At 37.2% G+C, this 24,262-nt stretch carries 21 protein-coding genes and 1 tRNA gene; 9 read left to right on the top strand and 13 right to left on the bottom strand.

What is annotated here, in order from left to right; all coding sequences use genetic code 11:
* Nucleotides 1-2,013 carry a ComEC/Rec2 family competence protein gene (locus HCO57_RS08765; RefSeq protein WP_167988736.1) on the top strand — a complete coding sequence of 671 codons (2,013 nt, stop codon included), beginning with the start codon at nt 1-3 and terminating at the stop codon, nt 2,011-2,013.
* Here the strand turns inward: HCO57_RS08765 and HCO57_RS08770 are convergent.
* Together HCO57_RS08770 and HCO57_RS08775 are read right to left on the bottom strand one after the other, a co-directional pair.
* Entirely contained in the window at nt 2,010-3,545 is a 1,536-nt protein-coding gene (locus HCO57_RS08770) for a peptide MFS transporter (protein WP_136951427.1), read from the bottom strand. The genes HCO57_RS08765 and HCO57_RS08770 overlap by 4 nt on opposite strands.
* A gap of 25 nt (nt 3,546-3,570) precedes the next feature.
* Complete coding sequence (locus HCO57_RS08775; RefSeq protein ID WP_167988737.1) at nt 3,571-5,727, bottom strand: S9 family peptidase; 2,157 nt, start codon at nt 5,725-5,727, stop codon at nt 3,571-3,573.
* A 134-nt stretch (nt 5,728-5,861) separates the two neighbouring features.
* Between HCO57_RS08775 and HCO57_RS08780 the strand changes: the two genes are divergently transcribed.
* Nucleotides 5,862-7,169, top strand: coding sequence for a hydroxymethylglutaryl-CoA reductase, degradative (locus tag HCO57_RS08780; RefSeq protein WP_136951429.1), 1,308 nt, complete (start codon nt 5,862-5,864; stop codon nt 7,167-7,169).
* A 1-nt stretch (nt 7,170) separates the two neighbouring features.
* Nucleotides 7,171-8,079: a GYDIA family GHMP kinase gene (locus HCO57_RS08785; RefSeq protein WP_136951430.1), complete on the top strand. Its 909-nt coding sequence runs from the start codon at nt 7,171-7,173 to the stop codon at nt 8,077-8,079.
* On the opposite strand, the gene HCO57_RS08790 is transcribed toward HCO57_RS08785, so the two are convergent.
* The 7 genes from HCO57_RS08790 to HCO57_RS08820 form a co-directional block, all read right to left on the bottom strand.
* Nucleotides 8,076-10,196 carry a SurA N-terminal domain-containing protein gene (locus HCO57_RS08790; RefSeq protein ID WP_167988738.1) on the bottom strand — a complete coding sequence of 707 codons (2,121 nt, stop codon included), beginning with the start codon at nt 10,194-10,196 and terminating at the stop codon, nt 8,076-8,078. The two genes, HCO57_RS08785 and HCO57_RS08790, sit on opposite strands and share 4 nt — an antisense overlap.
* Before the next feature lie 130 nt (nt 10,197-10,326).
* On the bottom strand, nt 10,327-11,616 hold the full coding sequence (locus HCO57_RS08795) for a hemolysin family protein (RefSeq protein WP_167988739.1): 1,290 nt from the start codon (nt 11,614-11,616) through the stop codon (nt 10,327-10,329).
* A gap of 6 nt (nt 11,617-11,622) precedes the next feature.
* Nucleotides 11,623-11,823 carry a hypothetical protein gene (locus HCO57_RS08800; RefSeq protein WP_167988740.1) on the bottom strand — a complete coding sequence of 67 codons (201 nt, stop codon included), beginning with the start codon at nt 11,821-11,823 and terminating at the stop codon, nt 11,623-11,625.
* Entirely contained in the window at nt 11,816-12,424 is a 609-nt protein-coding gene (lptC, locus tag HCO57_RS08805; RefSeq protein ID WP_317171140.1) for an LPS export ABC transporter periplasmic protein LptC, read from the bottom strand. The genes HCO57_RS08800 and lptC overlap by 8 nt, the downstream gene beginning before the upstream one ends.
* A gap of 3 nt (nt 12,425-12,427) precedes the next feature.
* Nucleotides 12,428-13,801, bottom strand: a complete 1,374-nt coding sequence (locus HCO57_RS08810; RefSeq protein WP_167988741.1) for a tetratricopeptide repeat protein — start codon at nt 13,799-13,801, stop codon at nt 12,428-12,430.
* 99 nt (nt 13,802-13,900) lie between these two features.
* The gene (locus tag HCO57_RS08815) at nt 13,901-15,166 is read right to left on the bottom strand and encodes a hypothetical protein (RefSeq protein ID WP_167988742.1); all 1,266 of its coding nucleotides are present in this window, start codon (nt 15,164-15,166) and stop codon (nt 13,901-13,903) included.
* The gene (locus HCO57_RS08820) at nt 15,167-15,895 is read right to left on the bottom strand and encodes a type III pantothenate kinase (protein ID WP_167988743.1); all 729 of its coding nucleotides are present in this window, start codon (nt 15,893-15,895) and stop codon (nt 15,167-15,169) included.
* A gap of 137 nt (nt 15,896-16,032) precedes the next feature.
* Here HCO57_RS08820 and HCO57_RS08825 point away from each other — a divergent pair.
* The 6 genes from HCO57_RS08825 (at nt 16,033) to HCO57_RS08850 (ending at nt 20,111) form a co-directional block, all read left to right on the top strand.
* Nucleotides 16,033-16,105, top strand: a tRNA-Phe gene (locus HCO57_RS08825).
* A 383-nt stretch (nt 16,106-16,488) separates the two neighbouring features.
* Nucleotides 16,489-16,995, top strand: a complete 507-nt coding sequence (locus HCO57_RS08830; RefSeq protein ID WP_167988744.1) for a rhodanese-like domain-containing protein — start codon at nt 16,489-16,491, stop codon at nt 16,993-16,995.
* Between the two features lie 18 nt (nt 16,996-17,013).
* A complete protein-coding gene (locus HCO57_RS08835; RefSeq protein ID WP_167988745.1) occupies nt 17,014-17,625 on the top strand; it encodes a TIGR04282 family arsenosugar biosynthesis glycosyltransferase in 612 nt (203 codons plus the stop codon).
* Nucleotides 17,625-18,440, top strand: coding sequence for a purine-nucleoside phosphorylase (locus tag HCO57_RS08840; protein ID WP_167988746.1), 816 nt, complete (start codon nt 17,625-17,627; stop codon nt 18,438-18,440). Before HCO57_RS08835 ends, HCO57_RS08840 begins: the two co-directional genes overlap by 1 nt.
* The gene (arsM, locus tag HCO57_RS08845) at nt 18,437-19,402 is read left to right on the top strand and encodes an arsenosugar biosynthesis arsenite methyltransferase ArsM (protein WP_167988747.1); all 966 of its coding nucleotides are present in this window, start codon (nt 18,437-18,439) and stop codon (nt 19,400-19,402) included. Before HCO57_RS08840 ends, arsM begins: the two co-directional genes overlap by 4 nt.
* 7 nt (nt 19,403-19,409) lie before the next feature.
* The gene (locus HCO57_RS08850) at nt 19,410-20,111 is read left to right on the top strand and encodes a TIGR04283 family arsenosugar biosynthesis glycosyltransferase (RefSeq protein ID WP_167988748.1); all 702 of its coding nucleotides are present in this window, start codon (nt 19,410-19,412) and stop codon (nt 20,109-20,111) included.
* A 139-nt stretch (nt 20,112-20,250) separates the two neighbouring features.
* On the opposite strand, the gene HCO57_RS08855 is transcribed toward HCO57_RS08850, so the two are convergent.
* The 4 genes from HCO57_RS08855 to HCO57_RS08870 are packed head-to-tail and all read right to left on the bottom strand — an operon-like array spanning nt 20,251 to nt 24,210.
* Nucleotides 20,251-21,504 carry a POTRA domain-containing protein gene (locus HCO57_RS08855; protein ID WP_167988749.1) on the bottom strand — a complete coding sequence of 418 codons (1,254 nt, stop codon included), beginning with the start codon at nt 21,502-21,504 and terminating at the stop codon, nt 20,251-20,253.
* Nucleotides 21,505-22,527: a glycoside hydrolase family 113 gene (locus HCO57_RS08860; protein WP_167988750.1), complete on the bottom strand. Its 1,023-nt coding sequence runs from the start codon at nt 22,525-22,527 to the stop codon at nt 21,505-21,507. It lies immediately after the preceding gene.
* Between the two features lie 47 nt (nt 22,528-22,574).
* A complete protein-coding gene (locus HCO57_RS08865) occupies nt 22,575-23,465 on the bottom strand; it encodes a hypothetical protein (protein WP_167988751.1) in 891 nt (296 codons plus the stop codon).
* Between the two features lie 25 nt (nt 23,466-23,490).
* Complete coding sequence (locus HCO57_RS08870; protein WP_167988752.1) at nt 23,491-24,210, bottom strand: DUF547 domain-containing protein; 720 nt, start codon at nt 24,208-24,210, stop codon at nt 23,491-23,493.
* Between the last annotated feature and the right edge of the window lie 52 nt (nt 24,211-24,262).

Consider the following 24,262-nt stretch of genomic DNA (forward strand, 5'->3'; position numbering starts at 1 on the left):
ATGAAGCTATGGCGATATATCTCGGTTAAATTAGCGCTTAGCATTACCGTAGGTATACTATTTGGGCATTACTACTCTGTACCACCCATTTATGGCCAGATAGGCATATTACTTTGCCTCATCACTATTGGGCTCGGTTTAAAATATCAAACAAGAAATGGATTGCCTGTGACAGAATTTGGGGCATTTGCAGGCGTTGTTATGCTTGGCATTCTCTCATATTCCTTGCAATTGCCCCAGTACCAAGAACACCATTTTAGCAAAGCAAAAGCGAACACACAAAGTAATTATCAATTACAAATACTAGAAGAGTTAAAACCAACTGCTTTTGGAAAACGATTTATTGCCAAAGTTTACGCAGTAGATGATACGCCAACCACAGGTAACATTTTACTTCAAATTAAAAATGATAACAAAATCGAGTTTACTATTGGTGAATTATTAGTTACACCATATAGACCGGAATCTGTAAAACCGCCTTTTAACCCGCATCAATTTAATTATAAACGCTATTTACAAACCATAGGAGTACATCATCAGTTAAGTGTTGCCCCTTATGATATATTACCTACAGGCAAGGTAAAATCCTCCATAATAACTTGGGTAGCCCAACGTCGTCAAAAAATTATTGCTCAATTAAAAACCGAAGCGTTTGGACCTCAAGAATTGGCTGTTGTCCAAGCATTAGTTCTAGGTCAGCGCAATGACTTAACTGAAAATACCTACAATGCCTATAAAAAAGCTGGTGCCATACACTTGTTAGCAGTATCTGGCTTGCATGTTGGTGTGGTTTTATTATTGCTACAGTTTCTTTTAAGTCCTTTAAAATATTGGAGTAAAGGAAGAAATTTAGGTTTACTTTTATCCATCTTAGGGTTATGGTGCTATGCTTTATTTACTGGTTTATCGCCTTCAATAGTACGGGCAACCACTATGTTTTCTTTTATCAGCTATGCACTGTGGCTAAATAGACCTACCAACACCTTTAACATCTTAGCACTTTCCTATTTTTTTATGTTACTCTGGCAGCCCAATTTTTTGTTTCAGGTAGGCTTTCAACTAAGTTACGCCGCAGTTTTTGCTATTGCATGGTTATATCCTTCCTTACAGCGGTTTTGGTACCCAGACAATAAAATACTTTTAAAACTATGGCAGCTCATTTCTGTAAGTATTGCTGCTCAAATAGGAGTTCTACCGCTAAGCCTATTCTATTTTCATCAATTTCCGTCTCTATTTTTTATAGCAAATATTCTAATAATTCCCTTCTTAGGATTGGTCCTCGGTTTAGGCTTCTTAGTTTTATTTTTAAGCACTTTAAAATTGCTCCCGATGTGGTTAGTAGTTTTCTACAATGGTGTTATTAAAATCATGAATACCCTAATTACTTGGGTCGCTCAACAAGAGGCGTTCTTCTTTGATAGCATAGCATTCGATGCCTGGCAAATGCTACTAACCTATGCTACCCTAATTGGTCTACTCTATTGGCTCACCACTAGAAAAGAAATTGCCTTTAAAATATTCATACCACTTGCACTATTGCTTGTAAGCTATACGCTGTTCAAGCCTTCTTTTTTCTCTAATAATCAGGTAATTCTGCCGCATCAGTATAAAACCAGCGCACTTATAGCTCAAAACAAAGACAGCTTAACTGTTTATGGATTGCCCAAAGCAACTTCCATGCTCCATACATTTGTTTTAGGAGAGGATATAAAATCAATTAAGCATTCAACTTTGCCAAATGCATTTTCTTATGAATCACTAGCAATTGTGCGTATAGATAGTCTTGCACTCTTACCAGAAACTAAAGCAATAGATGTATTATGGTTAAGCCATTCTCCGAAAATTCATTTAGAGAAAGTCATAGATACCTACAGACCTAAATACATAATATCAGATGGCAGCAACTTTCCCCATTTAGTTCAGCTTTGGAAAGCAAGCTGTACAAAAAAAGAAATCCCATTTCACCATACTGGTGAAATGGGAGCCTTCTATTTTAAATGGCTAACGGATTAATGAACGTTACCCATTAATCTTTTGATTAAAGGTGAAGCTAAGATTACCAGTAATCCAGCCCCTAGCGCGTATTTTGCAATTAACAAAAACCCATCAGTATATACAGATAAGGTAGCAAAACCATTGATGGCACCACCAGTATCTTCCACAGACAATTGTTTACCTATAAAACCAACAACTTGGAAAGCAAAGGCTGATGACAAGAACCAAACTCCCATCATAAATGCAACAATACGTTTAGGAGATAAATCGGTTATTTTAGACAATCCAACAGGAGACATGAACAATTCTCCCACAGACAATAAAAAGTACATTAATAATAAATACATAAAAGGCACATATCCATCAGCATTTGCACTTGCACCACTTATTGCCAAAGCATAAAAACTAATACCTGCAAATAACAGCCCCATGCCAAATTTATAAGGAGTTCTGGGATTTAGGTTTTTTTTAGACAACCATTGCCATAACATAGAAATTGGAATGGCTAAAATAATTATCCACATAGAATTTAAACTGTTTGTTTGCGATGCGGACATAATACCTTCTAAGTCTACATTCCTAGCAGCAAACAATGTAATTACACTACCAGACAGTTCATGAAAACCCCAAAATATGGTCATAAAAAAGGTAATTAAAACAGCAACAAAGAGCTTTTTACGTTCTTCCGCTGTTGCTTGTACCATGATATAGGTTAAGTACCCTAAAATAGAAATGCCTATGACCTTAAAAATAATGTTCACAATATTTTGCTCACCCAACCAAGTACCTTCTTCTCCTAATGCCTGATAAGAGGAAAGTAAATAAGCGATAACAGGCACAGAAACAAAAGCTAGAACAGGCACAAGAATACCCTGCTTAATACCAACAACTTTTTTATCTATGTTTCCATTGTCTGGTGGTAATCCTTTGTCTCCAAATACTCCTTTTTTGATGCCACTCCAGAAGACTATTAAACCCGTAAGCATGCCAATCCCCGCCAGTCCAAAACCATAGTGCCATCCATAGGCGGCCGCTAGCCAACCGCACAATAGAGGGGCTACCCAGCCACCAATATTAATGCCCATGTAGAAAATTGTAAAACCAGAATCTTTCTTTGGGTCACCGTCTTTATATAATGAGCCTACAAAGGTGGAAATATTAGGTTTAAAAAAACCATTTCCTGCAATGATTAAAGAAAGGGCCAAAAAGAAAGCCACATTGTTTTCTATTGCTAAAACAAAATGGCCTAATGACATTAATATACCCCCTAGAAAAATAGAGTTACGCATTCCAAGAATACTATCAGACACACGCCCACCAATAACTGTGGAGGCATATACTAGAGAACCATAAGAAGAATACACAGCAGCGGTAGCAAAATCTTTTTTAGCCAAGGCCTCAAAGATTACATCTACCATGTATAAGGTAAGTAAGGCGCGCATTCCATAAAAGCTGAAACGCTCCCATAGCTCTGCAAAAAATAAGTAGAATAAGCCTTGAGGGTGCCCCAACAGCTGTCTCTCACTTGCAGGTTTCATCATTTCTGACATATTTGAGTTGAGTTTAGTTACTTAATTATAAGTTTTCCTTAATAAAGTCAGTCATCTTGGTGTATAAATGTAAACGAGTGTTACCTCCATATATACCGTGATTTCTATCTGGATAAATGGCCCAGTCAAACTGTTTATTAGCCTGTACTAGCGCTTCTACCATACGCATAGAGTTTTGTACATGTACATTATCATCTCCCGTTCCATGAACCAAAAGGTACTTTCCTTTTAACAGCTCTGGATAATTAAATGGGGAATTATCGTCATAACCACTAGCATTTTCCTGTGGCGTTTTCATGTATCTTTCTGTGTAGATTGTATCGTAAAACCTCCAACTAGTTACAGGGGCGACAGCTATCGCCATTTCAAAAGTATCGTTACCCTTTAATAAAGCATTAGTAGACATAAAACCGCCATAACTCCATCCCCAGATACCCGTTCTTTCTTCATCTACATATGGCAATTCACTTAATTTTTTAGCCGCCGCAATTTGGTCTTCTACTTCTAACTTCCCTAGCTCTAACTGCGTCACTTTTTTAAAATCACGACCCTTTAGACCAGTTCCACGACCGTCTACACACGCAATAATATAACCTTGTTGTGCTAACAACTGATGCCAATAATCATTTGCTCCCCACCATTTGTTGGCTACTTGCTGAGAACCAGGGCCACTGTATTGGAACATAAATAGAGGATACGCTTTATTTGGATCAAAATCCAATGGCTTAATCATATACATGTTTAACTCGTTCCCGTTTACGGTAAGGGTGCTAAACTCTTTTTTACTTAGAGCATAATCTTCTAATTGTTTAGATAATGCTTTATTATCTTTTATATCGGCAACTTTTTTGCCATTAGCTGCTTTATGTAATGTAAATTCATATGGAGTAGTTGCACTAGAAAAAGTGTTGATAAAATAACTATAATCTGCACTAAAATCCGCTCCATTAGTACCTACCTTCTGAGTTAACTTGGTTTTTTCTTGACCAGAAGTACTGATATGATACACATCTCTATTAATACTACCCTCTTCTACAGATTGATAAAAAATACGGTCTTCTGCCTGATCATATCCGTAATAACTGGTAACTTCCCAATTGCCTTTGGTAATTTGATTTAGTAAATTACCATCTTGGTCGTACAAATACAAATGGTTATATCCGTCTCTTTCACTTGTCCAAATGAAGCTATCATCTGCTAAAAAAGTTAAAGCGTCAGTAATGTCTACGTAGGCATCATCTTTTTCTTCTAGCAAGATTGTAGAAGAATTATCCTTAGCATTTACTGCAATTAATTTTAAATGATTTTGATGTCTGTTCAATGTACGTACGCTTAAGTAGTTAGGATTATTCATCCATTTAATACGTGGAATGTAATAAGGTGCTCCCAAATCTACTTTGCTTACCTCTGCAGAGGCAACATCTATCATATGCAAGCTTACTTTAGCATTAGCCTCACCTGCTTTAGGATATTTAAACTCATGTTGATAAGGATATAAATTTTGTCCGTACACATCCATAGAAAAATGTGGCACTTCTGACTCATCAAACTTTAAAAAAGCAATCTTGGTTCCATTGCTATTCCATTCAAAAGCTTGTACAAAAGCAAATTCCTCTTCGTAAACCCAGTCTGTAATTCCGTTAATTATACTACCAAATTTCCCATCAGTGGTCAATTGCTGGGTTTTAGCACTTTTTAAATCAAAAACAAAAAGATTATTTTCTTTTGCGTAGGCTACTTTGGTGCCATCTGCAGAAAGTTCTGGTTCTTGAATTTTATCTACAGAAATTTTAGTTAACTCTTTGCTTTTTACATCATACACATAATAAATACCTAATCTAGAATGTCTAAAAATAGGTTCTATTTCTGTTGCTAAAATCAATTTAGATTCGTCTGCAGAAAACTCGTAAGAGGTAAAAAAAGGAACAGCATCAGAAGAAGCAACAATAGTTTCTACCTTTTGTTGCGTTTTGTAATCGTACTTATCTAAACTACTCTGGCCAGGTCCAGTAAAATTAAGCACAGTATATTGTTTGCCATTTTTCATGGAACGCAGGGCATCCATATACTCCGTTCTAAAGGCTCCGCCCCATATTTCTTCTAAGGTTAGCTGTTTTTTTTGCCCTACAGCTTGGCTTATGACGGTCAATCCGCAAACAACAAATAAAATTAGTCTGTTCATGTATGGTATTAATTGATTAAAAACTTTCAAGTTTACTAATAATTTACGTAAAAATCACACCAGAGGTTATATTTGAAACACAAATAACAAGCCAAAACTGTTAAAGAATTATCTTTGAGTCTTAAGATAAATGTATGCAACAACCAGTAGAGGGATTTTCCAAACTGAGTAAAGAAGAAAAAATAGCATGGGTGGCTAATCAATGTACCACTGATCCAGATGCTACTAAGGCATTATTAGCCAAGTATTGGAACACGGATAGCCAATTACAACAAAAGCACGATGAGTTTATAGAAAACACCTTATCTAACTTTTATATGCCATTTGCCATTGCACCTAATTTTTTAATAAACGATAGGTTGCTGGCTATACCCATGACTATAGAAGAAAGCTCAGTTGTTGCCGCTGCAAGTAAAGCCGCAAAATTTTGGTTGTCCCGTGGTGGTTTCAAAACTGAAATTTTGGGTACTGAAAAGATAGGACAAGTCCATTTTATGTTTCAGGGCGATGGTAAACTATTAGTATCCTTTATTGAAAAATTACAACCCATTTTCCGCAAAGATAGTGCTGACATCACCAAAAATATGGAGAAACGGGGTGGAGGAATTACAGCTATTAGCTTACGCGATAAAACAGATACTATACCTGGTTATTATCAATTGCACTGCACTTTTGAAACCTTAGATGCAATGGGGGCTAATTTTATTAACTCTTGTCTAGAACAATTTGCCCAAACTCTAGAAAGAGAAATTAGCCAAGATGAGGAGTTGAAAGCAGCTCCTTTTGAAGTAATTATGAGTATTTTAAGTAACTATGTTCCTAATTGTGTAGTCCGTGCTAAGGTTAGTTGCCCGATTAGTGATGATAAAAGCAATGCTAGTGTTAGTAGAAAGTTTGCAGAGCGCATGCTACAAGCGGTTAAAATTGCAGAAGTAGAGCCCTACCGTGCCGTAACACACAATAAAGGGATTATGAATGGTATTGATGCGGTAGTGCTAGCCACAGGCAACGATTTTAGAGCTGTAGAAGCCGGAGTCCATGCCTATGCTGCTAAGGATGGCCACTATAGTAGCCTTACCCATGCTAGCATAAAAAACGATATGTTTTCTTTTTGGATTGATGTGCCTTTGGCGCTTGGAACGGTTGGTGGATTAACATCTTTACATCCTATGGTGCAATTGGCGTTAGAAATACTTAAAAAACCATCTGCAAAAGAATTAATGCAAATAATTGCTGTTGCTGGATTGGCGCAAAATTTTGCTGCGTTACGTTCTTTGGTAACTACAGGAATACAAAAAGGTCATATGAAAATGCATCTATTGAATATTCTCAATAGCTTTGGTGCTACCACTGCAGAAAAAGAACAATTAGTAAAAGACTTTAAGGACAAAACGGTAAGCAATGCAGCCGTTGAGGCAGCAATTAACGCCCTAAGAGCATAACATGAATACATCTTACTACAGTAATGGCAAATTATTGCTTACCGGAGAATATGCCATACTAGATGGCGCCACAGGTTTAGCGGTCCCCACTAAATTTGGGCAGTGGCTCCACGTAAATGTAGCTAACAATAACCAACTGCAATGGACCAGTTTAGACCATAATGACAAGCCTTGGTTTACTGCAAAATATTCACTGCCAGAACTCCAAATAACTGAAAGCAACGACGAGGCTAAGGCAACTACTTTACAAAAAATATTAAAAGCCGTTCGTTTACAAAAGTCAAGTTTTTTAAACGACTTAAAGACGGGGTATACAGTAGAAACCAAATTGAGTTTCCCTACAGATTGGGGATTAGGCAGCTCTTCTACCTTAATCAATAATATTGCGCAATGGGCTAATATAGATGCCTTTAACTTATTAGGACAGACCTTAGGTGGCAGCGGTTATGATTTAGCTTGTGCACAGCACATGACCCCTATTTTATATCATTTAGATTTAGGAAATCCACAGGTTTTCCCTACAGCTTTTAAACCAGAATTTGCAGACCGACTTTATTTTATACACCTAAATCAAAAACAAAATAGCAGAGAAGCTATTGCCACCTACAGAAGTAAGGTATTCAATAAACAAGCCTTATTAGAGCAAATAAATCATATCACTCAACAAATGCTAGAGGCATCCTCTTTAGAGTTGTTTGAATCGCTTTTAATTGAGCACGAAATGGCACTTTCCGAAATCTTAGAAATAGCTCCCTTAAAACGTAAATTTCCAGATTATTTTGGCGCACTCAAAAGCCTAGGTGCTTGGGGTGGCGATTTCATTCTGGCTACAGGAAATGAAAAAACCCCTGACTATTTTAAAGCCAAGGGTTTTACTACTGTTCTTTCTTATGAGGAAATGGTGCTCTAGTAAAAAGTAGCTCTATTATCCTCTATATCTGCGCCTTCTTTTAGGGCATTGTATACTGCACTATTTACAGCGTTTCTGTTTTGCGTAGTTAATGTTTGTGCAAACGTGCTAAAGTTAGGTAAAGTGGCTCCTGGTGTTTTCTTAGTAACTTTTACCATAAATACACCGGTCTCACCCTCTAGTAATTCAGAAGAAGTGCCTTCTTCTAAAGCAAAAGCCTTACCTACCACATAAGCTTCTCTCCCCGCACCTGGTATTGTAGGTGTTTTTCTAGACACTGCAGAAGCTGTAGCAACAGTAACATTATTATCCTTGGCCAAAGCTTCTAAAGATTTGCCTTTGTTAGCTGCCATAATTTGTTCCGCCTTTTTCTCTTTTCTTAGTTTAGGTAATACAGTAGCAGAAGCATCTTCCGCAGACATAACGCCTTCCTTATATTTTTTAGTTAACTGTACAACAGCGTATCCATTTGCTAAGTCAAATCTTTTGATAGCACCTACCTTAGTCTCTTCATTAAAAGCCCATTGTACTATATTTCTTTGCGAAGACAACCCAGGCAAGTTCTCGTCCATCGCTTTAATTTTGTTCACTGGCCTTACTGAATACTCCTTTTTCTTGGCGATATCTGCAAATGCATTAGCATCTGCATCCGTAGTTTCCATTTCGAATTGAGTTGCATTTGTAAACAATGTGTTGATGGTCTCTTCAGATGGCTCAATTTCTCTAGTCATGGTAGCTACCTGAACCACATCTTGTTTATCATCCACTTTTATCACGTGGAATCCAAATTGAGTTTCTACTAATCCGATAGCACCAGTTGGATTACCAAAACAGAAGTCATTAAACTCATCCGCCATAACACCTTCTTGAAAATAACCTAAATCTCCACCTCTTGGAGCAGAAGGGCCATCAGAATTATCCCTAGCTAAAGCAGTAAAATCTACATCAGCTTTTTTAGCTTCTGCCAATAAACGTTTTGCTTCTGCCTCAGCTTCTTCCTTTGTTCTTGTTACATTAGGATTAGCTCTTTCTGCGCCTTCATAAGCTATTAGAATATGGCTTGCCTTTACGGTACCATTCGCCTTTCTATCCATTACTCGGCTTACCTTAAATGTATCTCCATCACGGTACGGCCCAAATACTTCGCCCACACCTAATGCAATAATTTGCTCTGCTGCTACGGCTGGCAAATCTCTTTTTGCCTTATAAATAGTATCAAACTTAGAATCCGAGTTTCTATCTAAGAAAGCCATCATGTCATCTGTATTTCTGAAACCTTTGATAGTATCCGTAGTTTTAGTAGCCGCATTAAACTCCACAGAACCTTCCATCAACTTAGCAATCTCATCTTTCTTAGCTTGCTCATCTGCAGCCGAAGGTTTCTCTTCAAAGTATACAAAACGAATATCTCTAGATTTGTCTTGTTTAAATTCGTCCTTGTGCGAATTTATATAGCTTTCTATTTCGCTCTTAGACACCTGTATTGTACTATCTGCTATAGAAGAATACGGTACACGTACGTATTGCATATCTACTTTATCGTTAGCCAGGGCGTAATCAAACTCACCTTCTGACAGGGTAGCACCTACACCAGACTTGATTAGATTAAAATAGATTTGCTCTTTTGCAGACTGGATGATAGATTTTTCTATTTGCAACCAATTATCATACAATAATGGATTGGTTTCTTTCCAATCTGCTATCGTAGATTTAAATACTTCAGCATCAAAAACGCCATTTTCATTTTGAAAAGATGGGTCTTGTGCGTAACCAGTACTTTTAATAAAATCTACAATTTGGTCACTTTCTACATCTATTCCTAATCTGTCAAATTCTTGATTTAATAAGGTGCTTCTCACCTCTTGGTCATATACTCGATTAACCAATTGTGTAGAAGAAAAGTTGGACCCAAACTGTTGTTGCGCTTGTTCTAATTTACGAGTGAAATCCTCTCTAGATATTGCCTCTCCATTAACTTCTGCCAGGGTAGAACTTATTTTACCACCAGAAAAGTCGCTTCCTGTGATTACTCCAGAAATAACAAATGCGAACAATGCCAGACCAATAATTAAAATTAGTACAGTGGTTCGCTTTCTAATATTCTCCAATATTGCCATTTGCGTGCTGCTTTATGCTGAATTTAGTGGGCGAAAATACCATTTTCTTTTTAAAATAGAAAGCAAAAAAACAAAGGGAATCTTAGGGTGGTATTGGGTTACCAAAAACCGATAAAAAAATAAAAGTCCGCTAGTCTTGTTCTAACAACTGCAGCTCCACTAAATCTATTTTATTATTAGATACTTCTATGATTTTGAACAAGAAACCTTCTATTTTAATTTCATCATTCAATTGCGGAATATCTTCTGTATAATTCGTTATCAGTCCTCCAAGGGTACCATACTCTTCACTCTCTGGCAATTCTAATTTGTAGTTTTCGTTTAGGTAATCTACTTCTAAGCGTGCTGAAAACCGAAATTTCTGTTCTGCCAATGCCTCCTCAATTAAATCTGTAGTATCGTGTTCATCCTCTATCTCACCAAAAAGCTCTTCCACAATATCTTCTACCGTCATAATGCCAGAAGTACCACCATACTCATCCAACACAACAGCCATGCTTTTGCGCTTTTTAATTAATACATTCAATATATCATGTATTAACATGGTTTCTGGCACAAATTCTACCGGTCTAAGAATATGCTTTATAGTTCTTGGTTTTTTGAACATTTCATAAGAATGTACATAACCAATTATTTCTTCGATTGATTCTTTGTAAACCAAAATCTTGGAGTAGCCTGTCTCTACAAATAAATTTTTTAGATTCTTAGTGGTCTCCTTTAGTTCTACCGCCATGATTTCTGTCCTTGGCACCATAACATCCCTGGCTTTTACTTCTGAGAACTCCAGCGCATTCTGGAAAATTTGTATTTCTGAATCTACCTGGTCTTGTTCTTCAACGGCTTCCATTTGCTCTGTAATATAATCGCCTAACTCTAATTTTGTGAACGCCAATTGCACCTCATCACCATCTGTCTTAAATAGGTATTTTAAAATAAAATCTGATATCTTAATAACAAACCAAGAGATTCCAGAAAAGAGAATGTAAAAGATATAAGCAGGTAGTGCCAATACTTTTAAAAGGGTGTTAGAATAAATTTGGAATAGTACTTTGGGTAAGAATTCTGCTGTTATTAATATAACCAAGGTAGAAATTATAGTTTGAGTAAGAAGACTAAACTCTACCAAAAGCACATTTAAGAAATTGTAAGCTGTAGGCACCATAGATTGAAACCAATCCATAAGCAAATCTCCCATATACATACCATAAACTACCAAGGCAATATTATTGCCAATAAGCATAGTTGCGATAAACTTGGAAGGTTTTTCTGTAATCCAACCCAGAACTTTAGCTAAAAATCCGTCTTGCTTTTTTTCTAGCTCTATATGGATTCTATTGGCGCTGATAAATGCAATCTCCATCCCAGAAAAAAAAGCTGAGAACACCAATGAGAGTACGATTACCAGTATTGAAAATTCCAAATTATATTATTTAGAATCGTTACTTCTATTCTCGAAGCGTTTTCTATATTTTCTTCTAAACAAAAACATGGCAATAGAAACCACCAAAAAGAAAATAAAGATATAGGTTTCCGATGGGGCTGTGGACCATAACGTAATAATCTTGTATAAAGATGCTACTGCCACAGCTAAATAAAGGTACTCTGTATACTTTAAAATCCTAGTCATCTGCTTCGTCTTTAATAGTCATAACCCCAAAAGTCTTGTTAGCTCTAAAGAAAGTAAATTCCTTATTAAAATCCATGCCTTCTCCATCCATTACTGTACCTTCTTCTTCATTAGTATAAGTGAATTTTTCTTCTGTAAAAATCCAATTTTGAGACCTATCCCAGTACAGCTGTGGGGTTTCTAGCTTTTTACCATCATGACTTTTTATAACCACATTACCACGCAAATCTATAACATTTGTTTGGGTATACACCATACCAAAATCTGCGGTTATTGTACTTTTTTGCTCTTTATCATCATAAAACTCTACATACAACCCTTTAGGAAAAACCCTATGCTTAAAAGCCATATTATCATAATCCTCGTTCAACGGACTTTTTAAAATAGCTACGGCTCGGGTGGTAGATGAATCTTGCGTAGACAATTCTTTTCTAGCTTGCGTATAAATCAACTCAAAATTTTCTGCGACACCTTGCGGAAAAACGTTTGCTGCAGCCTCCTCCCCTACACGTTCATAGTTGTCCTTGCAGGCCCAAAAAAGGATTGCCACAGCGAACGCTGTGGCAAATCTTCCATACATATATGTTTTATGTTGTGTCAATTCTTATAGGTTTGGCACCGTTACACTACCACCTACCCAACACGGAAAGGTAATTGTTTTACCTGCCATACCAGAGTTAAAAATATCTGATTTAGAAGGAGCTCTTTGATCATAGCTAGATGCAGCTGCACTTGCCTTAGAGGCCAAAGATGGATCTACACGACCAGCTTGTCTTGCTGTTGCGGCAGCTTTCCAATAAATAGCTCTTTTCTCAAAAGGAGTGTTACCACAATCATTAGCACTACTTGCGTATAAACTAGCTAACAAAATATACGCTCTACCATTAGAACCATTAGCCTCTAATGATTTGTTTAAGTAGTTTCTTGCTTGAGACTTGCTAGATCTTCTAACAATAGTAGCTACTTTATAAAGAATATTAGATTTTTTATAAGCATCTGTCTCTAATTCTACTGCTTTATTAAAATCTGCGATAGCACCTTTGTTATCTCCAGATTTAGATTTTAAGGTACCTAAGTATACATATACATCTGCAGAAGGGTCTAACTCTGCTTGCACCCCTACCAACTTAGCGAATAATGGGTCGTCCGTACATTCTTTAGCAAACATTCTACCTACTGCTCTTTTTACCCAAGCAACATCATTCTTTTTAGCCTCAAAATTCTTTTGGTATAAAGGAATTAAGTTACCGCAATCTGCTAATGCCCCTAATTTACCATCCACACTACTAGCAACCTGGCCAAATGCCTTGGAGTTAACCGTATACGCTTTTACGTATCTTTTTTCTTTAGAGGTTAGCGCTGTACCCGCATCTTCTTTTGCATTATATTTTGCTAAGGCAGTAGTAAGTTTTTTATTCTCTACTTCAATCTTTTCTGTGACCTCATCATAAACATCAAAAACTTCTTGCAAATCTTTTTTACCCGCATTATGTAAATCTACTAAACTAGAAAAATACAGATACAATGCTTTTGGGTTTTTGAAATTCTTAGCATCATTCTTAAAGGCAGAACCAAGTTGATTATACACTTCGTCATCAGAAATCATATCATGATCACGCTTTAACAATACTTTATCTACAGTTACAGGAGCCTCAGTGTATTTATCTGGAAAATACTTCATACTGGCATCGTGTAATGCTAACAAATCATTGATGTATTTATCCTTATCGGCACCAGTAGAACTTTCTATTTTATGCTGAAGAATTTTTTCCCCGTAAGAAAATGTTGCCTTGTTTAAACCTGGACAATTTTCATAAACCATTTTCCATGGTTCGTAAGCTGCGTCGTAATTTTTTACCTTGCCGTGCTCTGCAAATATGGATAAATTGGTCATGCACTCAGGATTTTGCGCCTGAGCCATACTTAATCCTATCGACATGACACCAACAAACATCGTTAAGTAGAATTTCTTCTTCATTTTGTTAATTTTAAAGTGGTTAATGTACAAATTTTTATAGAACCAACCCTTTACTAGCAAGGGTTTACAGGCTTAATTAGCATATTTATAAAATATACCCTAGTTTATTTTTCTTTTGATAAACCAGCGGTCATTTAAAGAGAGTCCAACATTTATATTTAAGTAACTTTCTTCCACAAGACCTGCTGCCCTAGTTCCTCTTCTGCCAAGCTCAAAACCTAAATTTAAATTAGAGAAGTTTCCGCCTAGTGGTACACCCAAACCAAAATTTATGCCAAAATCATTAATCTCTTTATTTTCAATCATTAAGCCAGTTTCTTCATAACGCAAACCTGCTCTATAGGTTATTCTATTGAAAACATTAGACAATGCTCTGTAGTTAGGAATAAAGAATCCGCCAACCTTTATCTTAGTAGCATCTTGGTAACCTACATTCTGTTGTGCTATAAATCTATTCTCGAACTCGCTCATAGCCTGGGTAGCATATTCTGCCCCTACAAACCACTTACGCTCTTCTCCATAACCAAGACCATAGGTAAAGACTGTTGGTATTTTAATCTCTCCATTAGCTAAACCATTAGCATCAAGGTTAACATCTAAAGCCTCTACCTCGGCTCCACTTGTTAGATTTAAAGAACCAATACGCTGTGTGTTTTTAGAAACCAGGTTCACTTGTGTGTTTGCGCCAAAGTAGGTATGTAATCTATGCTTATCACCTATTTGGGGCGTATAATTAATACTGTAATTAAAATCCCAACCGTCTACCCGAGATTCTCTGTTATCAAACGTACCAAATTGCACCCCTTCCACACTTTGCAAACGCGCATACTCTATTGTTCCAAAGTTGTAATTTATAGTTGCTCCAATAGCCACGTCTTTCAGTGGCATGTACCCAAAAGAAACAAACACACGGTTTAATCCCCCTTCACCATTAAATATATTTACAATAGAATCTTGCTCGCTATTACGCCTTACTTGTGTTAAATTATAACCCACAGATGAGTACGGCTGCAAGCCAAAAGATGCACCCATATTTTTTGCTACAGGAAAAGCAATAGCTAGATAATCTAAATTGCTAACAGAGGTTCGCTGCTCTTCCAAATTATCTTTAAGGCGGTATTCTTTTCTAGAAATACCAGCCGTGTACGCCGTTAATCTAAGCTTCGCTAAGGATGCTGGGTTTTTAAGATTCAAGTGAATGCTATCTGCGTACAATTGCAAACCACCCATCATTTGGTTGTCTACCGTCCCTTTTTCTCTAGAATCACCTATACCAAAATAAGAGTACGGAGATATTGTACTGTTTTGTGCATACATCCCAACGGAAATTAGGCATGTAAATGCTATCAAAAATTGTTTAACCATTTAAAGTTTATTGTATTCCAGCAAGTAATTCAACCCCTCTAGCAGGAATTTAGAATGCGCAAATATGGAATTTTTTACTCGTTTAGCAAAAAATTGCCCATCACCCCCTGTTAAAATAACTGTTAAATCTTGAAAGCGAGTACGGTATTGATTTATAACTCCGTCTAGTTCTTGGGTAATTCCATTAACTACGCCACTGTGCATGCTTGTTTCTGTAGAGTTGCCAATAAAATCCAGCAAGGGCTCAACGGCTAAAAGGGGTAATTTTTTAGTTTGATGATGCATGGCCTTATAGCGCATTTGTACACCTGGCGAAATTGCACCGCCCAAGTACTCTCCATAGTCATTTACCACATCATACGTAATGCACGTACCCATATCTATCACTAAAGTATTCCCTTTTGGGTTATGGTAATAGGCAGCAGTGGCTAGTGCTAAACGGTCAACCCCCAAAGAATTTGGTGTAGCGTAACTGTTTTTAAAAGGAACGTTAGTTTCTGAGGTGAGCAAATGCGTTTTACAAAATAACGTAAGTGTCTTGTATTCATTATTTTCTAACCCCCCAACAGAAGATAACATTGCCCTTGCTATAGAAGGGTAGTCCTCAAAGACAGATTTTATAGTTTTCAAGAACTGGTCTGCAGGACTTATTCTTAAATCTATCAATTTATTTTTATTGAAAATTCCGTATTTAATTTGGGTATTCCCCTTATCCACAACTAGATTCATGTAACAAAGGTCATAAATTGAAAAAAAAGATTCGTCTTTTTTATGATTTAGTTTGTAAATCTTAAAATTGAAATTATATTTGCACCCGCCTTTGAGAAATCACAGGCATGTAGTTTAACTACAAAATTTGAAATCCTGGTACCTTAGCTCAGTTGGTAGAGCAACGGACTGAAAATCCGTGTGTCCCTGGTTCGATTCCTGGAGGTACCACAATTCAAACTCTTAAAGCCCTGTTTTTACGGGGCTTTTTTATTTTATGTCTTTTTACAGGGTGTATTCAGTTCTTCTAAAAACGCACCATTTAAAATTACCAAATACACGCAAATCTGTACCAATTATAAAAATTGAGATGGTCAGCTAGGCTTCATCTTATAATTTCATCATCAAATATTAAAACCACCAAATGATGAATACTATAGGAGATAAATTAGGATACTTTTGCTGGTATATGGTTTTGGGCCTCTCTTTCGCCCTATTACTAACCAACTTATATTTTTACATTTACTAAAAAACCAGGGATAGGCCAGAACTGCAATTGAAGTAGCAGTCTATAGCTTCTTTAGAAAAGGTATTAACCGTATCTTTGGGGTGCTATGTATTGGAATCTTAACAAATTAGTTTACTTACTATTTTTGAGCTTGGCTCCTATCACCTTAGGCGCTCAAAAAAGTATTGACAAAGCCTTAGAACGTTACAATCGGAACAGCGCACCTTACATAAGTACAGCTCAAGCATCTACCCAAACCCAAGCATTGTATTTAGACGCCAGAGAACTAGAAGAGTATAAAGTAAGTCATCTAGCCCATGCTGAATATATTGGTTACAAAAACTTTAATTTAGATGCCTTTAAACAAAAATACTCTAATAAGACCACTCCTATAATTGTTTATTGCTCCATTGGTGTGCGTTCAGAAAACATTGCAACTAAACTATTAAAAGCTGGCTATACCGATGTGCAAAATTTATACGGAGGTATTTTTAAATGGCTTAATGAAGACCGCCCTATATACGACCAATACGGTAATCTCACAGAAAAAATACATCCTTACAGTAAGCATTGGGGCAAGTTACTGACCAATGGCACAAAAGTGTATCACTAAAATTTCAGCTTTAACCTTATGCAAAAGAATCTTCTGCTCATTTTTACCAGAAATCCAGAATTAGGGAAATGCAAAACACGATTAGCAGCAACCGTAGGTGACCAAGCCGCGTTAGACATTTATAATTTTTTATTACAACATACCGCCAAGGTTACCAGCCAATTATCTTGTGATAAAGCAGTGTATTATTCTGAAGAAATTTGGCAAGACGATGTTTGGAATGCCAACACGTATGAGAAAAAATTACAAGAAGGCTCAGATTTAGGCGAAAAAATGATAAACGCATTTAAAGAAGGGTTTGCCGCGGGCTACAAAAACATTATTGTTATTGGAAGTGATTTGTATGATATACAACCAAAAGATTTAACCCATGCTTTTGAACAATTAGGAGAACATGATTTTGTAGTTGGCCCTGCAGAAGATGGTGGCTATTATTTATTAGGAATGAACAAATTATTACCATCGCTATTTAGCAACAAAGAATGGGGCACAGATAGTGTTTTACAAAACACATTACAAGATTTGCAAAAAGAGACCTACTTTTTGTTGGAAGAAAAAAATGATGTTGATTACTTTGAGGACATCAAAGACATACCTGCCTTTGAACCTTTTATAAAACACGTAAAATAATGACAAAAAAACAATTGCAAGAATCGGTTGCTTATTTACAAAGTAAAGGATTTGAAAACCCAGAAATAGGTATCGTATTAGGTACCGGACTTGGGCAATTAGTAGACCAAATACAAGACCCAATAGTTGCCCATTATAACAACATTCCGTTTTTTCCCCTTGCTACCGTAGAATTCCATACCGGTAAATTAATCTATGGTTCCATTGCGGGCAAAAAAGTTGTGGTTATGCAAGGACGTTTCCATTTATACGAGGGATATGATTTTTTAGACATCACCTATCCTATCCGCATAATGCAGCAATTGGGCATTCAAAAATTGTTTGTATCCAATGCAGCAGGTGCGGTTAACCTAGATTTTAAAAAGGGAGATATTATGCTCATAGAAGACCACATCAACTTACAAGGTGGCTCTCCTTTAGCCTTTAAAAATGTTGGCGAATTTGGAGAGCGTTTTGTAGATATGAGCGAACCTTATGATGTAGAAATGCGCAATCTTTTAAAAGATATAGCTTCAACCCATAACATTACCCTTAGACAAGGGGTTTATGCATCTGTTGTAGGGCCACAACTGGAGACTAAAGCAGAATACCGTATGTTAAAAATCTTAGGAGCAGATGCCGTGGGCATGAGTACCGTGCCAGAGGTAATCGTGGCCAATCACTTAAAATTACCAGTAGTAGCTGTTTCTGTGTTAACAGACGAGTGCGACCCAGACAACCTAAAACCTATCAACGTACAAGAAATCATAGAAATTGCCGGTAAAGCAGAACCAAAAATGATAACGTTATTTAAGGAATTAATAAAAAGAATATGAGTTATTTAGATGCTACCCAAGACCTTTACAAAGCAGCGGCACTTACACCAGATGTAGGCCTTTGCTGCACCACCAACCCCATCTGGCAATTTCCAGGGCTTTCCATCCCTAAAATAATGCAAGAAATGAACTATGGTTGCGGGAGCACCGTATCTGCTCAAGATTTGGTAAACAATCCAAAAATTCTATACGTAGGTGTTGGCGGTGGTATGGAACTTTTGCAATTTTCCTACTTCTCTAGGCAAACTGGTGGTGTAACTGGAGTAGATTCTGTAGATGAAATGCTAGAAGCATCCAAAAAGAATTTTAAAATAGCCGAAGAGGAAAACGATTGGTTCCAAAGTGATTTTGTAAATCTGGTTAAGGGCGATGCCTTGGCTTTACCTGTAGCAGATGAAAGTATTGATGTAGCAGCACAAAACTGTTTGTTCAATATTTTTAAGATGGAAGATTTAAAGAAGGCGGTAGCAGAAATGTACCGTGTATTAAAACCACATGGCAGATTGGTAATGAGCGACCCTATTTGCGAACAACCCATGAACGATGCCTTACGTAATGACGACCGTCTAAGGGCTCTTTGCCTAAGCGGAAGTATTCCTATGAAAGACTACATTAAGGTACTCACGGATGCTGGTTTTGGAACCATAGAAATTAGAGCAAAGCACTCTTACCGTGTGCTGAGCCCCAACCATTACCCTACGGACGAATTAATTCACATTGAATCCATAGAAATAGCAGCAATAAAAGACCCTATGCCCGCAGACGGACCCTGTGTTTTTACAGGTAAAACCGCTATTTATTATGGCGATGAAGCCTATTTTGATGATGGAGCAGGGCACGTGTTAATGCAAAATCAGCCATTGGCTGTTTGTGACAAAACAGCTGCTGCTTTGGGTAATGCACATCCACAGATACACATAAGTGAAAGCACCTATCACTACAATGGTGGTGGCTGCTGCTAAAGATTAAATGAATAGTGGCCCGGAAATAAGCATAATTATCCCCACCTTAAATGAAGAGGCTGGCATTGGCAGTTTACTAGATTGGTTGACTACCAATGCTTCTAGCACTATTTCTAAAGAAATTATAATTGTAGATGGGGGTAGTACAGACCAAACAATACAAATAGCCGAGAACTACCCTGTTCTGGCCTTAAGGTGCAATAAAGGTAGGGCCAAACAAATGAACCATGGGGCAATACATGCTAGCGGTAAAATCCTTTACTTTCTGCATGCAGATACTTTTCCGCCCAAAAAGTTTGATATCACAATACAAAACGCCTATAAAAAGGGGAGCAAAGCAGGTTGCTTTAGAATGCGCTTTGACACCACTAACCCAATACTACAGTTTTTTGCTTGGTTAACTCGGTTTAATCTACTTATCTGTCGTGGTGGAGACCAGTCCCTCTTTATCACCAAAACCTTATTCAACCAACTTAACGGCTACGATGAACGCTATACCATTTACGAGGATTCAGAATTTATAAAACGTATATACCAACAAGCACGCTTTAAGGTCTTGCCAAGCTATGTAACCACCTCTAGTCGCAGGTATAAAGAAACCGGTTGGCTGCAAACTCAGTACTATTTTGGCGTTATCCACTTAAAAAATAGATTGGGAGTACCACCGCAAGAACTTTACGGATATTATCAACGCAAGTTTGGGGCTTAAGTTTTTTTCATAATTACTCATTGAGTATCTATATTAAAAGAGATTATTGAATCTCCCAGTGCATTAAAATTTATGTTTTAATCTTAACGGTAAAATTGCAATTGATTTCACCAACCACATCAATCCATACCCACAAGTACTAAAAATACTGCCCTATCCCAAATACAAAACCTTTGGAACTGTCTCGCGTAATGCCATGACCATAATCTATTCTAAATATGGCATTAAAAATCTTTTTATGCATCACCCTAATACCTATCCCAGGATACACCCGTAAGTTTTCGCTCTGAATAAAATCGTCAAAAGTACCACCTGGGTTACGCCAACTTCCGCTATCTATAAAAGCATTTCCTTGCAGTACCAACCAATTTCTATCTAGCAGGGTAAATCTATATTCCGTGTTCAATACAACAGACCCGGTGCCACGATCAATAGTATTACCCACTCCCCTAATATTTAAATTGTTATCTACCGCAAAAGGGGCAAACGGTGATGCAATATTTTTAGCCAGCCCAAGGCGTAATCTAGTCGCAAAATTCCCTCTTTTTCCAATCCGTTTAAAAAAGGTGAAATCGTTAAAACCCAACCAAAACGGCAATAAATTACCATCGTTAGATTGTACATACTGTAAGTTTAAACTGCTTTTAAATCCATCTAAATAGTAGTAGAAATAGTTGATGTTATCATACGTATACAACAATTTTGTAAGCCATTTATCTACTTTGAGTTCTTGCGGTACATTGGGGTCCGTACTACCAAAAAGGTAGGCGTAATCTTCTTGAAAACTAGACAGACCTAATGCAAAGTTATGCTTATAGTTAGGCGCGTAAAGCCCCAAAACCTCTATTGATCTGTTGTTGTATTTGTAATCTGCAGTTCCATTGGCCAAAAACACCGGTTCTTGTGTGGTTAAGTCTTGGTAGTTGACTTCTAAACCCCATTGTGGAGAAAATAAATACGGAGCACGAAATTGCAATCCGTAACTATGAAACACATCGTATTGGTAAAATCCGCCAACGGTCATCATCTGACCGGCAAAGTTGAATTCCTGCAAGCCCAATCTAAAAGCCAAATCTTCATTGTCCGAACTGTAAACATTGGCAAAAGGAATCAATGTATGTTGCTCCTCTAAAGTATAAACAACCTTAGCACCATTGGGTTGCTCCTCTACCGTGAAATAGGCATGGGCAATCCCGGGCAAACGTATTAAACGGGCAGCAGTGTTTGCTAATTTGGTACTATCTACCACCGTACCTAATTCTAGACCTATAAGCTTCTTTAGGAGTGCTGTTTTAGTGCGTGTATTACCTGTTATCGTAATTTCTTTTATGGTCTGTGTTGTCTGCCCAAAAGCCAGAGAACTTAATAAAAAGCACAACAGAAGGAATCGCATTTAGCCTTGATTTTCTAATTGGTTTTTATAGTGTTGGCGTATGGTTTCTTCTGCGGGTTTGTTTTGTGGGGTAAAACGGTTGTTTTCTTTGCCTCCTACTTCATTATGGTGCGGAAACCATTTCCAGATAAAACCACCTGCAAACCACTCTTCTTTCCACAACTCATCAAAAACCACTTGCAACGCCAATGCTTGTACGTCTAGATTTACATTTTCTTGATTACGGTCTACCAGCCATGGTTTCTTTGCCGTATAATCCATACTTCTGTACCCAAATTCGGTAAATAAAATAGGTTTATCCAAATCCACATGCAACTTTTGCATTTGGTCTTTCCATTTTTGCCAACCTTTCACCAAATCTTCTTTTTTTGGCGATTTTTCTTCAGAAAGCGGAAAATAACCATCTATACCTATAAAGTCTAGGTCTTTCCAAAAAGGGGTTTTGGTATACTCGTCCCAGTTGGCGGCATAGGTAAGTTTACCTTTGTATTGTTGTTTTACTTGGGTTATCAAGTTATGCCAATATTCGGGGCGATTCTCTACAAACCTGTGCAATTCTGTGCCAATACAAAAAATATCTACCTTACTTTCTTGAGCTACTTTGGCAAAAGTCAAAATAAAATCAGCATAGCTTTTTTCTAATGCCAGCCACTGCGCTTCAGTGTTCGGCTTAAATTCACCTGTAAATTCGCCATTTCTAATCCAGATTTGCGGTTTAAGCATTACTTTAATGCCTTTGCTATGCAATTCTTTAGTGTATTGCTTTACACCTTCTTCTGTTTCTCCAAACCATTGACGCTCCCTATTAAAAACGACAGTTGGTTCGTCTACACTTCTAATAAAGGCAAAGGGCATTATGGCGGCGTAATTGGCATGTAGTTGTTCTACAGGCCCCAAATGCTCAGGACCAACCGCATCACGGGTAGCAACAAAACTTACCCCATTTATTTTCTCTTGAATGGTTTGTTGTCCTTGGCACCCAGAAAAAAGTATACACAAAAAAAATAGCCCTAAACTCCTCATTTGTACGTTGGTTTAGGACTAATTTAAATGTTTTAACGCTATTTCCGCTAGAATATACCTCTAAGACCTATGTTAAATGTTTCTCCTAAGCCTGTATCCGTACCTCTTACAAAATTGGTATAAAGTGCTTCTATATTCAATGCTTTGGTTAATTGGTATTTAACACCACCGCCTAAGGCGGTAAAATCTTGCGAGAATTCTGTACCCCCAGTATCTATGAGTTGTGAATGTTGCGCTAAAGCCAACACGGTAAACTTAGCACTTGGAAAATAACTTAAGAAAACTCCTGGAGTTAACCGCAAACTATTGTTTGCAAAACTATCTGCAGCATCTCCAAAATTAAGTTCCGAATTTATTTCTGAAAACAACTGCCATTTTCTACTTGCAAAAGAATAGTCATAAAAAAAACGGTTTTGCCAGGTGTATCCTTTTTGGTCTAAAAACACGCCGTTTTCGGTTTCATTGTCAACTAATGGAAAAAAGAAAGAGCTTTGAATAGAAAAATTACTTACCGAAGCTATTGGAACAAACTTTACAGAAGGTGCTATAGAAGTAAGACCGGAACGCGCAGAACCTTCTTCTCCATCAAACTTAAAAACATCTAGCGCGCTACGGTCATTTACTACATTAGACCTAAATTCTACGATAGCGCCAATATTCCATCTTTTATTGGTCCCCACTCCGGTATATGCCTCTAGTGTAGAGGTAAAAAAAGATTGTCTGGGTTCTTTGCCATCAGAAAAAGTACTTTCTGTTTGGGTATATAAATTGTTGAACCATTTAAGGTCCCACTGTCCCTTGCCAATAAGTTTAGAAGGTGTGTATTGCTGAATGTTACTTTGTGCAGGTGCGTCTGTACCTTGGTCGTCTTGTGCATTTACGTTTAATTGAGCCACTAGCAGGGCTGCCGCCGCTAGGCAGAATTTAAAATTTTTCATTACTGGTTTATTTATTTTGTTGAAATTATTTGGTGTCGTTCAAAGTCCAATCGTAAGGGTAGTACCCCACCTTGGTTTTTGAATCTAAAGGTTCTTTTCTAAAGCGATTTAAAAAATCGATTTCATCCCCATTTCTTGTAAAATCTTCTTTATACCATTCAAAGATTTGACTCAGCAATACTTTTTTTCCTTTTTGCTGAATAAAAGAGGGATTGTTCAATGCTAAAACAGTCTGTTCTTGCAACTGGGATTCTAAAGTACTGGGCAAATATGCTTTATTGATGATGGGTGGACAGCCCAATCCTGCACATACCAATACAAAGTGAAACCGTGCCTCTTCCTTAAAGTTTTTCCGCAACAAATCATTTTCAATAGCATTTAGGGTGATGTTTTCCCCACCTACTTTATGCTTTTTAACATCAAAAAAACCATTGATTGCTATAGGCGATTTTACCGGATACGCTGCTACAATACCCTCTATTACCAATAGATTATAGGTGTTTATCCAAAATGCTTGGTACGTTTTAGCTTCATCTGGGGTTACGTGAATTGTTTTTGCTAATTGCAGCGCTTCTTGTAATGCTTCCGGATTTTCTTTTACTGCTTTATAGTTAACCCGCCCATTTGAAACATAACTTTTAAAAAAACTATCTGCCTTGGCAAAAAATTGGTCTGTGACTTGTGAAGTTCCTTGTTGTACTACCAACAAAAGGCCTGCTAGTAATATGGTTTTTATATATTTCATAGCTATCGTTTAATTGTCATTCCCTCATTCTGTCGCAACAAAAAATAATACC

The organism is Croceivirga sp. JEA036 (assembly GCF_011882165.1).
Classification (GTDB): domain Bacteria; phylum Bacteroidota; class Bacteroidia; order Flavobacteriales; family Flavobacteriaceae; genus Croceivirga.

Excerpts from the sequence above, each read along its gene's own strand:
- HCO57_RS08815 (WP_167988742.1), bottom strand. The coding sequence starts at position 15,166 with ATGGTTAAACAATTTTTGATAGCATTTACATGCCTAATTTCCGTTGGG.
- arsM (WP_167988747.1), top strand. The coding sequence starts at position 18,437 with ATGAGTTATTTAGATGCTACCCAAGACCTTTACAAAGCAGCGGCACTT.
- HCO57_RS08855 (WP_167988749.1), bottom strand. The coding sequence starts at position 21,504 with ATGCGATTCCTTCTGTTGTGCTTTTTATTAAGTTCTCTGGCTTTTGGG.
- HCO57_RS08765 (WP_167988736.1), top strand. The coding sequence starts at position 1 with ATGAAGCTATGGCGATATATCTCGGTTAAATTAGCGCTTAGCATTACC.
- HCO57_RS08770 (WP_136951427.1), bottom strand. The coding sequence starts at position 3,545 with ATGTCAGAAATGATGAAACCTGCAAGTGAGAGACAGCTGTTGGGGCAC.
- HCO57_RS08790 (WP_167988738.1), bottom strand. The coding sequence starts at position 10,196 with ATGGCAATATTGGAGAATATTAGAAAGCGAACCACTGTACTAATTTTA.
- HCO57_RS08810 (WP_167988741.1), bottom strand. The coding sequence starts at position 13,801 with ATGAAGAAGAAATTCTACTTAACGATGTTTGTTGGTGTCATGTCGATA.
- HCO57_RS08785 (WP_136951430.1), top strand. The coding sequence starts at position 7,171 with ATGAATACATCTTACTACAGTAATGGCAAATTATTGCTTACCGGAGAA.
- HCO57_RS08820 (WP_167988743.1), bottom strand. The coding sequence starts at position 15,895 with ATGAATCTAGTTGTGGATAAGGGGAATACCCAAATTAAATACGGAATT.
- HCO57_RS08835 (WP_167988745.1), top strand. The coding sequence starts at position 17,014 with ATGCAAAAGAATCTTCTGCTCATTTTTACCAGAAATCCAGAATTAGGG.
- HCO57_RS08840 (WP_167988746.1), top strand. The coding sequence starts at position 17,625 with ATGACAAAAAAACAATTGCAAGAATCGGTTGCTTATTTACAAAGTAAA.
- HCO57_RS08800 (WP_167988740.1), bottom strand. The coding sequence starts at position 11,823 with ATGACTAGGATTTTAAAGTATACAGAGTACCTTTATTTAGCTGTGGCA.
- HCO57_RS08830 (WP_167988744.1), top strand. The coding sequence starts at position 16,489 with ATGTATTGGAATCTTAACAAATTAGTTTACTTACTATTTTTGAGCTTG.
- HCO57_RS08865 (WP_167988751.1), bottom strand. The coding sequence starts at position 23,465 with ATGAAAAATTTTAAATTCTGCCTAGCGGCGGCAGCCCTGCTAGTGGCT.
- HCO57_RS08860 (WP_167988750.1), bottom strand. The coding sequence starts at position 22,527 with ATGAGGAGTTTAGGGCTATTTTTTTTGTGTATACTTTTTTCTGGGTGC.
- HCO57_RS08850 (WP_167988748.1), top strand. The coding sequence starts at position 19,410 with ATGAATAGTGGCCCGGAAATAAGCATAATTATCCCCACCTTAAATGAA.
- HCO57_RS08775 (WP_167988737.1), bottom strand. The coding sequence starts at position 5,727 with ATGAACAGACTAATTTTATTTGTTGTTTGCGGATTGACCGTCATAAGC.
- HCO57_RS08870 (WP_167988752.1), bottom strand. The coding sequence starts at position 24,210 with ATGAAATATATAAAAACCATATTACTAGCAGGCCTTTTGTTGGTAGTA.
- HCO57_RS08780 (WP_136951429.1), top strand. The coding sequence starts at position 5,862 with ATGCAACAACCAGTAGAGGGATTTTCCAAACTGAGTAAAGAAGAAAAA.